Origin of the sequence: Mycobacterium sp., from assembly GCF_035314905.1 — a bacterium.
GTDB lineage: Bacteria > Actinomycetota > Actinomycetes > Mycobacteriales > Mycobacteriaceae > Mycobacterium.
Map to the genome: position 1 here is coordinate 1 of NZ_DATFYW010000203.1, position 11,085 is coordinate 11,085.

The following is an 11,085-nucleotide window of genomic DNA, read 5'->3' on the forward strand; positions in this document are numbered from 1 at the left end:
GTGTCCGAGCCGTCGGGGTTGTGCACCAACCGCGGCGCCTCGTCGAGGTAGCGCGTCGGCAGATGGTTCTTGAACATGTCGGGCGGCTCGACGATGTGGTCGTCGACGCTGATCAGGATCATGTCGTCTTTGTTCAAGGCCCGTTCCTTTCATCGACGCGGCGTCACCGGCGATCCTCGGTAGTGCCGCGGTCCCCCGCCGGGGGGCGCCTCTAACGATGTTCTCTCCGATAGGAAACTATCTTCTCAGGTTGGGAGAATCAACATACATAGCATACCCCCTACGGCTCTGACCTCGTCAGAAAGCTCCTGATCAGGGCAGTTCGCAGCAGCGCGGACACCGTCGCCCGGGGGGCCGCCGTTGACCAACACGCCAAAACATGGAAACCTGTTAGTCAGAAATGAGAACCTGATTCTCGTCAGTGCGATGAGCGCTTGCGCGAAGAGCCAAAGGAACGGCGACGAGCGCTTGCGCGAAGAGCCGACGAACGAGGAGGCCTGATGCGCCTGGCCCCGCTGCCGGCCGGAGAGTGGGATGACGCCGTCGACCACGCGCTCGCCCAAACGCTGCCGCCGGAGCGGCGCAACCCCGCCGGCGCGGGCAACGCGCTCGCCACCCTGGTGCGGCATCCGAAGCTGACGCGCGCGTTCCTGCGTTTCAACAGCCACCTGTTGTACGGCTCGACGTTGCCGCCCCGGCTGCGCGAGCTGGCCATTCTGCGCATGGCGCACCGCCGCGGCTGCCGGTACGAATGGGTCCACCACGTCGAACTCGCCAAGCGCGCGGGCGTGACCGACGACGAGATCGCCGCCGTCCGGCGGGGCGAGGGGGCCGACGAATTCGACCGCGCCGTGCTCAGCGCGGTCGACGAGCTCGACGAGACGTCGCAGTTGTCGGATGCGACCTGGGCGGCGCTTTCCGAGCGGCTCGACGAACGTCAGCGCATGGACCTCGTCTTCACCGTCGGCTGCTATGGCCTGCTGGCCATGGCCTTCAACACTTTCGGCGTAGAACCGGAACACGAAAGGTAAACACATGGCGCATTTCACCAAGCCGGCCGCCGGGAGCTGGACGGAGAACTATCCCGAGCTGGGCACCGCCCCGGTCGACTACACCGATTCGGTCGACCCGGCAGTCTTCGAGGCCGAACGCGAGGCCATCTTCAAGCGGACCTGGCTCAACGTCGGGCGGGTGGAGCGGCTCCCCCGGGTGGGCAGCTATTTCACCAAGGAGCTGCCCTCCGCCGGCCCGGGCTTCTCGGTGATCGTGGTGAAGACCAAGGACGGGTCGATCAAGGCGTTCCACAACATGTGCCGCCACCGCGGCAACAAGCTGGTGTGGAACGACTACCCCCATGAGGAGACCTCGGGGACGTGCCGGCAGTTCACCTGCAAGTACCACGCCTGGCGCTACAGCCTCGACGGTGACCTGACCTTCGTTCAGCAAGAAGACGAGTTCTTCGACCTCGACAAGGGCCAGTTCGGCCTGAAGCCGGTGCGCTGCGAGGTGTGGGAGGGGTTCATCTTCGTGAACCTGGACCGGAACGCGCAGCCGTTGGCCGAGTATCTCGGCCCGCTGGCCAAGGGCCTGGAGGGTTATCCGTTCCACGAGATGACCGAGGTCTACAGCTACCGGGCCGAGGTCGGCAGCAACTGGAAGCTGTTCGTCGACGCGTTCGCCGAGTTCTACCACGCCCCGGTGCTGCACCAGAAGCAGGCGGTCAAGGAGGAGGCCGACAAGCTGACGGGCTTCGGCTACGAGGCACTGCACTACGACCTGCAGAGCCCCCACTCGATGATCTCGTCCTGGGGCGGGATGTCGCCGCCCAAGGACGAAAGCATGGTCAAACCCATCGAGCGGGTCTTGCGCAGCGGCCTTTTCGGCCCGTGGGACCGGCCCGACATCGAGGGCCTCGACGCGCTGCCGCCCGGGGTCAACCCCGCCAAGGCCAAGCAGTGGGGCATGGATTCGTTCCATTTCTTCCCGAACTGGATGCTGCTGATCTGGGGGCCCGGCTGGTACCTCACCTACCACTACTGGCCCACCGCGGTGGACAAGCACATCTTCGAGGGCACCATGTACTTCGTCCCCCCGAGGAACGCACGAGAACGCCTGGGCCAGGAACTGGCCGCGGTCACGTTCAAGGAGTACGCACTGCAGGACTCCAACACCCTGGAGGCAACCCAGACCATGATCGGCACCAAGGTGGTGCGCGACTTCCCGCTCTGCGATCAGGAGATCCTGCTCCGCCACCTGCACAAGGTGGCCGGAGATTTCGTCAAGGCGCACGGCAATGGCACGAAGGAGTCCCGCAATGGCGCTGCCATCTGAATTCGCCGACCTGGAGCGGTTTTCCGACTGGATCCTGCCGACCGAGCCGGAGCGCTACGCCAAGCGGCTGGCCTCTTCGATGGCGGAGATGGGCGACCTCTACGACACCGCGTTCCCGCGGCTGGGAGACGCGATCACCTACCTCGACAGGTTCCCGTTGGACGACCTGCCCGACGACGCCCGCGCGCTGATGCACCTGATGCAGTCGCTGGTCGTGGTGTCGTTCCCGGTCGAGGTGTGGAAGCAGCCGCGGGTCCCCGACAGCGGGGCCGCGTACCTGAACTGCATCCAGGAGCCGGTGGTCTGAGCGTGCTCACGCTGCTGGCGGCCGGGCTGCTCGACGTCGACGCGGGCGAGATCGTCCGGCCGGGCGTGTTGCGCATCGAAGGCGATCGGATCGCCGGCATCGGCGGCACACCCGAGGGCGAGATCGTCGACCTCGGCCAACAGATCCTGCTTCCCGGCCTGATGGACATGGAGGTCAACCTCCTGATGGGCGGGCGCGGCGAAACCCCCGCGCTTTCCCAGGTGCAGGACGACCCGCCCACCCGGGTGCTGCGCGCCGTCGGCAACGCCCGCCGGACGCTGCGTGCCGGCTTCACCACCGTGCGCAACCTCGGGTTGTTCGTCAAGACGGGTGGCTACCTGCTCGACGTGGCGCTGGGCAAGGCGATCGACGCCGGATGGATCGAGGGCCCCCGGGTGGTGCCGGCCGGGCACGCCATCACCCCCACCGGCGGGCACCTCGACCCGACGATGTTCGCGGCGTTCGCGCCGGGCGTGCTGGAGCTGACCGTGGAGGAAGGCATCGCCAACGGCGTCGACGAGGTGCGCAAGGCGGTGCGGTACCAGATCAAGCACGGCGCACAGCTAATCAAGGTCTGCTGCTCGGGCGGAGTCATGTCACTGACCGGATCCGCCGGGGCGCAGCATTATTCGGATGAGGAGCTGCGCGCGATCGTCGACGAGGCACACCGCCGGGGGCTGCGCGTCGCGGCACACACGCACGGCGCCGACGCGGTCCGGCACGCCGTCGCGGCCGGCATCGACTGCATCGAGCACGGCTTCCTGATGGACGACGACGCGATCGCGACGCTCGTCGAGCACGGCACCTTCCTCGTGCCGACCACGCGCCTCGCCGACGCGATGGACGTCTCCAAAGCCCCACCCGAGTTGCAGGCGAAGGCCGCCGAGATGTTTCCCAAGGCGCGCACGTCGGTCAAGGCGGCATACGACGCCGGGGTGAAGATCGCGGTCGGCACCGATGCGCCGGCGATTCCGCACGGCAAGAACGCCGACGAGCTGGTGGCCCTCGTCGATCGCGGCATGCCACCGCTGGCGGCGTTGCGGGCGGCGACCGTCACGGCCGCGGAGTTGATCAACGTCACCGATCGCGGACGGCTGGCGCAGGGTCTGCTCGCCGACGTCATCGCGGTGCCCGGAGACCCGTTGCAGGACATCGGGTTGACCCAAAAGGTGAGCTTCGTGATGAAAGGGGGCAAGGTCTTTGTCCAACGCTGAACCGACACGAACCGACGACCTGGTGGAGATCGAGCAGCTACTGGCCCGCTACGCCGTCACCATCACCCAGCAAGACATCGCCGGCCTGGTCGCCGCCTTCACCCCCGACGGAACCTACAGCGCCTTCGGTGACACGTATTCGCTCGACCGGTTTCCCGCCCTGGTCGATGCCGCGCCGAAGGGTCTGTTCCTGACCGGCACGCCGGCCGTCGAGCTCGACGGGGACGTCGCCACCGGCACCCAGCCGCTGTGCTTCATCGACCACGCCACCCATGACATGCGGATCGGCTACTACCGGGACACGTATGCCCGCACGGCCGATGGATGGCGGCTGCGTACCCGCGCGATGACGTTCATCCGGCGAAGTGGCGCACACGATTCCGGCCGACCGCACGCGATCGGCCGGCCGAGTGCATGAAGGCCGGCATGGACGTCGCGGAGTTCCGGTCGGGTCTTCGCGCGTGGCTGGACGAGAACGACCTCACCCCCGGGCCCGACCAATCGCTGGAAGGCCAGATCGCGCAGCTGGCACGCGTCCACGGGGCGCTGTTCGACGCCGGCTGGATGCGCTATGGCTGGCCCGTTGAGGTCGGCGGGCTGGGCGGCCCCGCGATCCTTCGCGCGATCGTCGGGGAAGAGGTCGTAGGCCGCAACCTCGCCGAACCGGGCCCGTATTCGATGGTCGAGGTCCTCGCACCGACGATGATCGACTACGCGCCAAGGGAACTCGCCGCACAGATGGTGCCGCGGCTGCTCAGCGGCCGCGAGCTGTGGTGCCAGGGCTTTTCCGAGCCGGGGTCCGGCAGCGACCTGGCGTCGCTGACCACCCGCGCCGCCCCCCGCGGCGATGACTGGGTCGTCAACGGGCAGAAGGTCTGGACCAGCTTCGCGCAGTACTCGGCCCGCTGCGTGCTGCTCACCCGCACATCACCCGGCCACACCGGAATAACCGCGTTCTTCGTCGACATTGACTCGCCCGGCATCACCGTGCGGCCGCTGCGCACGATGCACGGCGTCGACGAGTTCTGCGAGGTGTACTTCGACGACGTGGTCGTCCCCGCCGGCCGGATGCTCGGCAAGCCGGGTGACGGCTGGCGACTGGCGATGGACCTGCTGCCCTACGAGCGCTCCACGTGCTTCTGGCAGCGGATCGCCTACCTCTACACACGATTCGATCGACTGATCGCCGAGGCGAGCGACCCGGACGAGTCCGACCTCGGGGCCGCCTACCTGGCGCTGCACACCTTGCGATGCCGCTCGCGGGCGACGCAGCACCGACTCGCCGAAGGAGCCCGCCTCGGCCCCGAGACCTCGATCGACAAGGTGCTGCTTGCCACCGCTGAGCAACGACTGTACGACACCGTGCGCGACCTGCTGCCCGGGGCGGTCGAACTCGACGAATCCGGATGGCGGACGGAGTACCTGTATTCGCGCGCGGCCACGATCTACGGCGGCACCGCCGAGATCCAGCGCAACATCATCGCACGCAGGCTGCTCGGCCTGGGGACGGAGTGACGGTGGAGTCAGGAATGGACGCCGAAGCGCTCGAGCTGCTGACGGAGGCGCTGCGCAAGACCATGGGCACGGCGTCGGGGTCCGAACTCGATGCAGCGCTCGCCGAGCTGGGCTGGTGGGAGATGCTCGACGAAATGCCTGACATCGCAATACCTTTGGTGTTCCGCCTGCTCGGCGAAACCGGCGCGCACGCGCCGGTGCTCAACGACGTCGTGCTGCGCGCCACCGGGCGCCCGGCCGGAGGCACGGTGCCGTTGCCGTTCGCGGGCGGAGCGTGGGTGCGCTGGGAACGCATCGACGAGGCAGCCGAGACTCTCGACCCCGAACTTCCCCTGCACCGCGTGGCAGCCGGCGCCCCGGTGCCGCTGGACACCGGGCGCGTCGCGGTCGGATGGTGGCTGGCGGGCACCGCCCGGGCCATGTTGGCGCTGGCCCGCCAGCACGCACTGGACCGTGTGCAGTTCGGCCGAAAGCTGTCGACGTTTCAGGCGATTCGGCACCGGCTGGCCGAATCCCTCGTCGCGATCGAAGGCGCGGAAGCCACGCTGGCGGCCGCCACCCCAGGCCTGGGCTGCCTGCTGGCGAAGGCGGCGGCCGGGCAGGCAGCGCTGACCGCCGCCCGCCACTGCCAGCAGGTGCTCGGGGGCATCGGTTTCACGGCCGAACACGACCTGCCCCGCCATGTCCGCCGCACCCTCGTACTGGACGGCCTTCTCGGCAGCTCCCGAGAGCTCACCCGGCAGGCCGGCGCGGCGCTCCGGGAGAAGGGATCAGCTCCCCGGCTGGTTTCCCTGTGACGAGTCACCTCCGCCGGCCTCGCACCACATCACCACGACACGGCGCACCGCCAGGGTTCTGCGGTGCAGCAGGTCGCGGCGACGCGGCCAGCTGCCAATCCAATTGTGCGGGATCGACACGGGTCTATGCATGGGGGGCGGCCTCATTCGATCTTTGCCTTCATGTCGTCGAGGTTCACCAGCACGGGGTACCCGCCGACGCTCAATGCGTTCCCGTGCCCGGTCTGGTGCACGTCGAAAACCGTCTGGACCGCGGCGTAGAAGCCCTGCACGTCGAGGGTCTGGTTGACCGCCCGCTTGGCCTGGCGCAGGCCGAATGACGGCATCCCGGCGATCTGTTGCGCCAGCGCCAGCGTTTCGGCGTCGAGCCGCTCGCGCGGCACGACGCGGTTGACCATGCCGGTCCGCTCGGCTTCCCGGGCGGTCAGCGGACGTCCGGTGAACAGGATCTCCTTGGCTTTGCGGGCGCCCAGCTCCCAGGTGTGCCCGTGGTATTCGACGCCGCCGATGCCCATGAGAACGACCGGATCAGAGAACAACGCATCGTCGGCGGCCACGATCAAGTCGCACGGCCAGCACAGCATCAGCCCGCCCGCGATGCACCGGCCCTGGACCGCGGCGATCGACGGCTTCGGCACGTTGCGCCAGCGCAGGGTGTACTCCAGATAGCGGCGGCTCTCGTGGCGGTAGATCAACTCCAGCGTGATCTTGTCGGGGACGGGTTCACCGCTGGTGAGGTCGTGGCCCGCGGAGAAGTGTTTCCCCGCCGCCCGCAGCAGGATCACCTTGACGTCGCCATCGTCGGCGGCGCGGGTCCAGGCCGCATCGAGTTCGTCGAGCAGCGCCGTGTTCTGGGCGTTTGCCGCCTCGGGCCGGTTGAGGGTGATGGTCGCGATCCGGTCGGCGACCTCGTAGTCGATGTACATCTCGGGTCCTCTGGTTGCGGGGCGAGCCTGGCAGGTCGGCGACAATTTTGGAAACTCGGCCGGTCGACCTTGCGCGTAAGGCTTCCTCAGACGACTTCAAGAGAATACTATTCTCATCGTGCGGAAGTTACAATCTCGGACACGTTGTTCGGCGGACGGCTCGCGACGGCGGTCGGACGGCATGCTCCGGTACAGTTCAGTCATGTTTTCTCGTCACGGCTCGAGCGCCAAGTGACCAGCCCGAGCGAAGAGCCTGCCTGGAAGCAGCGCGCGGTCGAGCGTTCGATCAAGACCGCGAAACTCCGTGCTGCACAACGTGTTCAGCGTTTTCTCGATGCGGCCCAAGCGATCATCATCGAAAAAGGCAGCACCGACTTCACCGTCCAAGAGGTCGTCGACCGGTCCCGGCAGTCACTGCGGAGCTTCTATCTCCAGTTCGACGGCAAACACGAACTTCTGCTCGCCCTCTTCGAGGATGCGCTGAGCCGGTCGGCCGACCAGATCCGCGCCGCCACCGACGGTCATTCCGATCCGCTCGAGCGGTTGAAAGTCGCGGTCAAGCTGCTATTCGAGACCTCGCGGCCCGACCCGACCGCCAAGCGACCGCTGTTCACCGACTTCGCCCCCCGGTTGTTGGTCTCGCACCCGTCCGAGGTGAAGGTGGCGCACGCGCCGTTACTTGCCCTGCTCACCGAGTTGATGGAAGAGGCAAGTGCCGCTGGGGAATTGCGCCCGGACGTCAATGTCAGGCGGATGGCCGCCATGACGATGCAGACCGTCATGTTCGTTGCCCAGTCCAGTGGCGAGTCGGAGGAGGGGGCAGCAAATCCCATCACCGCCGACGAAGTGTGGGACTTCTGCGCACACGGTTTCGCCAAGCCGTAGCGAACACGGAGAACTTGATTCTCATAGGTAAAGAACATCACTGACACCGACCGGGTGCCCGAGCTCTGGACCGATCTGCTCTTCGAGGGCCCGCGCTGCGCCCGTTCGACGGCCTCACCGAGCGGCTGCTGCCTCGGCACCTGACCCTGGCGGGCGTCTACGTGCACGCGAAGGACAAGGTGGCCCGCGACGCGGGCGAATTGAGCGGGATCGGTTCCGGCGGGCTCGCCGCCACCGGGGTCACCGCCACCGCCAGCCTGGACGAGATCGTGGACCTGAGACCCGACTGTGTGCTCTACATGGCCGGCTATCCCGACCTCGACGAGTTGTGCCGGCTGCTGGGCGCCGGCATCAATGTCGTGACCACCTGCGGCTTGTTCGGCCACCCGCCGACGATGGATCCAGGGGTACGGGACCAGGTCCGGGCGGCATGTGAGGCCGGCGGCGCCTCCATTCACAGCACCGGCAGCAGCCCCGGTTTCATCACCGAGGCGGTGCCGCTCGTCATGACGTCGATTCAGCGGCGCCTGGAGCGCCTCACGATCGACGAGTACGCCGACCTCTCGCGACGCAACTCGCCCGAACTGCTGTTCGACCTGATGGGGTTCGGACGCGCTCCAGCCCCTTTCGAGGAGTACCGGGCGGCCTACCTGCGGTCCAGTTTCGGGTCTTCGCTCCAGTTGGTCGCCGACGCGATCGGGCTGCCGCTCGACGGGCTTGCGGCCGGCGGGGAACTCGCCACCGCCGCGCGCACCACCGAAATCGCGGCCGGCACGCTTCGGGCGGGAACGGTCGCCGCCCAACGGATCACGGTTTCGGGGTTGCGCGACGGGCAGCCGCTGCTGCGTTTCCGCGCTACCTGGTACTGCGACACCGACCTCGAGCCGGCCTGGGAGGTGCTGGCCACCGGCTGGCACATGTCGGTCGAGGGTGACGCACCGCTGGAGATCGACCTGCGGATGCCGGTGCCCCTGGAGCGGATGGCAGAGGTGTCACCGGCATACACGGCAAACCGCGCGGTCAACGCGGTCCCGTACGTCTGCGCGGCGCCGCCCGGCAGCCAATCGACACTCGAGCTTCCCCAGGTCATCGCCTCGCTGGGATAGCGCTCGAGGAATCGACAAAACCGGGGACATGATTGACACCCTCGCGGTGCCGGTGACAGAGTGCTGAGCGAGTGCCCAACATTGCGTGTCTGGCGAGAGGCCCCATCCCCGTGACACTGAGTGCCACCAGCGACGTGTACTACGACCCGTACAACGTCGAACTCAACGCGAATCCCTATCCGATGTTCCGGCGGCTGCGCGAGGAAGCGCCGCTGTATCACAACGACCAACACGGCTTCTACGCGCTGACCCGCTTCGACGACGTCAACGCGGCCGTCGTGACCACGAGACCTTCAGCTCGGCGCGGGGGGCGATCGTGGAGATCATCAAATCCGGCATGCCGATCCCGCCGGGCACCCTTATCTTCGAGGATCCGCCGGTCCACAACATCCACCGCAACCTGCTGGCCCGGTTGTTCACGCCCTGCAAGATCAGCGCGCTCGAACCCCGGATCCGCGAATTCACCGCGCGCTGCCTCGACCCGCTGGTGGGCACGGGCCGGTTCGACTTCGTCAACGACCTCGGCGCGCTGATGCCGATGCGGGTGATCGGCATGCTGCTCGGAATCCCCGAAGACCTCCAGAAGGAGGTCGTCGACCACGGCGACGCGACCCTGCGCACCGAACGCGGGCGCCCGATGACCGAGAACCCCGGCGGGCCCATGGCGACCGGTGAGGTGTTGACCGAATACCTCGACTGGCGCGCCCGAAATCCCTCCGACGACCTCACGACCGAGCTCATCGCGGCCGAGTTCGAGGACGAGACCGGAACCCGTCGCCCGCTCACCCGCGACGAGTTGCTTCTGTATCTGACCGTGGTCGCCACGGCAGGCAGCGAAACCACCACGAGGCTCATCGGATGGGCCGGCAAGGTGCTGGCCGATCATCCCGGGCAACGGCGGGAACTGGTCGCCGACCGGTCGCTGCTGCCGGCCGCCGTGGAAGAACTGGTCCGCTACGAGCCCCCGGCCCCCCACGTAGCCCGATACGTCACCCGGGACGTCGAGTATTACGGCCGCACGGTGCCCGAGGGCAGCGTCATGATGATGTTGACCGGCGCGGCCAACCGGGACCACCGCCCACCCGACGGCGACGTCTTCGACATCCACCGCGAGGCACGTCAGCACCTCGGCTTCGGCGTGGGTACCCACTACTGCCTGCGCAACGCACTCGCCCGGCTCGAAGGGCGAATAGCCCTCGAGGAGATCTTGAGCCGGTTCCCCGAATGGCAGGTCGATCTCACCAACGCCGAGCTCTCCCCCACCTCCACCGTGCGGGGCTGGGAGTCGATGCCGGCTCTCATCTGTTGAATTCCGTTCCACCACCGACGAATCGAGGTATCCATGGCAGGGCGAGTAGAAGGCAAGGTCGCGTTCATCACCGGTGCGGCGCGCGGCCAGGGCCGCAGCCACGCGGTGCGACTGGCGCAGGAGGGCGCCGACATCATCGCGATCGACATCTGCAAGCCGATCGGGGGCGTGCCGATTCCGCCATCCACGCCTGAAGACCTGGCCGAGACCGCGGACCTGGTGAAGGGCCACAACCGCCGCATCGTCACGGCCGAAGTCGACGTGCGCGACTACGACGCGCTGAAAGCCGCCGTGGACAGCGGCGTCGAGGAGCTGGGCAGGCTGGACATCATCGTGGCCAATGCCGGCATCGGCAACGGCGGCGCAACGCTGGACAAGACCAGCGAACGAGACTGGACGGACATGATCGACGTCAACCTGGGCGGCGTGTGGAAGACCGTGAAAGCCGGTGTCCCGCACCTGCTGTCGGGCGGCCGCGGCGGTTCCATCATCCTGACCAGCTCGGTCGGCGGGCTGAAGGCGTACCCCCACACGGGCCACTACGTGGCCGCCAAACACGGTGTCGTCGGCCTCATGCGCACCTTCGCCGTGGAACTGGGCCAGCACATGATCCGGGTCAACTCGGTTCATCCCACCAACGTGAACACCCCGCTGTTCATGAACGATGGCACGATGCGCCTGTTCCGCCCCGACCT

General features: G+C 67.4%; 11 protein-coding genes and 2 pseudogenes. 11 read left to right on the forward strand and 2 right to left on the reverse strand.

The window, feature by feature from the left end; all coding sequences use genetic code 11:
* Positions 1 to 137 (reverse strand): annotated as a pseudogene (locus VKG81_RS17870) (amidohydrolase); the annotation flags it as partial.
* Between the two features lie 363 nt (positions 138 to 500).
* Between VKG81_RS17870 and VKG81_RS17875 the strand changes: the two are divergent.
* From VKG81_RS17875 to VKG81_RS17905, 7 genes are read left to right on the forward strand one after another with little or no spacing between them, the layout of a single operon-like run.
* Positions 501 to 1,031, forward strand: a complete 531-nt coding sequence (locus VKG81_RS17875; RefSeq protein ID WP_324397888.1) for a carboxymuconolactone decarboxylase family protein — start codon at positions 501 to 503, stop codon at positions 1,029 to 1,031.
* Positions 1,032 to 1,035: 4 nt separating this feature from the next.
* Positions 1,036 to 2,331 carry an aromatic ring-hydroxylating dioxygenase subunit alpha gene (locus tag VKG81_RS17880; protein ID WP_324397889.1) on the forward strand — a complete coding sequence of 432 codons (1,296 nt, stop codon included), beginning with the start codon at positions 1,036 to 1,038 and terminating at the stop codon, positions 2,329 to 2,331.
* Positions 2,315 to 2,638 carry a hypothetical protein gene (locus VKG81_RS17885; RefSeq protein WP_324397890.1) on the forward strand — a complete coding sequence of 108 codons (324 nt, stop codon included), beginning with the start codon at positions 2,315 to 2,317 and terminating at the stop codon, positions 2,636 to 2,638. Before VKG81_RS17880 ends, VKG81_RS17885 begins: the two co-directional genes overlap by 17 nt.
* Positions 2,639 to 2,640: 2 nt before the next feature.
* Complete coding sequence (locus VKG81_RS17890; protein ID WP_324397891.1) at positions 2,641 to 3,852, forward strand: amidohydrolase family protein; 1,212 nt, start codon at positions 2,641 to 2,643, stop codon at positions 3,850 to 3,852.
* Positions 3,839 to 4,270: a nuclear transport factor 2 family protein gene (locus VKG81_RS17895; protein ID WP_324397892.1), complete on the forward strand. Its 432-nt coding sequence runs from the start codon at positions 3,839 to 3,841 to the stop codon at positions 4,268 to 4,270. Before VKG81_RS17890 ends, VKG81_RS17895 begins: the two co-directional genes overlap by 14 nt.
* An 8-nt stretch (positions 4,271 to 4,278) precedes the next feature.
* Positions 4,279 to 5,367: an acyl-CoA dehydrogenase family protein gene (locus VKG81_RS17900; RefSeq protein WP_324397893.1), complete on the forward strand. Its 1,089-nt coding sequence runs from the start codon at positions 4,279 to 4,281 to the stop codon at positions 5,365 to 5,367.
* A 2-nt stretch (positions 5,368 to 5,369) separates the two neighbouring features.
* The gene (locus VKG81_RS17905) at positions 5,370 to 6,164 is read left to right on the forward strand and encodes an acyl-CoA dehydrogenase family protein (protein WP_414685312.1); all 795 of its coding nucleotides are present in this window, start codon (positions 5,370 to 5,372) and stop codon (positions 6,162 to 6,164) included.
* A 143-nt stretch (positions 6,165 to 6,307) separates the two neighbouring features.
* Here the strand turns inward: VKG81_RS17905 and VKG81_RS17910 are convergent, their stop codons facing one another.
* A complete protein-coding gene (locus VKG81_RS17910) occupies positions 6,308 to 7,090 on the reverse strand; it encodes an enoyl-CoA hydratase (RefSeq protein ID WP_324397895.1) in 783 nt (260 codons plus the stop codon).
* 231 nt (positions 7,091 to 7,321) lie between these two features.
* Here VKG81_RS17910 and VKG81_RS17915 point away from each other — a divergent pair, with 231 nt between their 5' ends.
* The 4 genes and pseudogenes from VKG81_RS17915 to VKG81_RS17930 form a co-directional block, all read left to right on the forward strand.
* On the forward strand, positions 7,322 to 7,975 hold the full coding sequence (locus tag VKG81_RS17915; protein ID WP_324397898.1) for a TetR/AcrR family transcriptional regulator: 654 nt from the start codon (positions 7,322 to 7,324) through the stop codon (positions 7,973 to 7,975).
* A 161-nt stretch (positions 7,976 to 8,136) separates the two neighbouring features.
* Positions 8,137 to 9,081: a dihydrodipicolinate reductase gene (locus VKG81_RS17920; protein WP_324397896.1), complete on the forward strand. Its 945-nt coding sequence runs from the start codon at positions 8,137 to 8,139 to the stop codon at positions 9,079 to 9,081.
* Between the two features lie 110 nt (positions 9,082 to 9,191).
* Positions 9,192 to 10,390: pseudogene (locus tag VKG81_RS17925) on the forward strand (cytochrome P450).
* A 33-nt stretch (positions 10,391 to 10,423) separates the two neighbouring features.
* On the forward strand, positions 10,424 to 11,085 hold a 662-nt coding region (locus tag VKG81_RS17930), incomplete at its 3' end, for a mycofactocin-coupled SDR family oxidoreductase (RefSeq protein WP_324397897.1).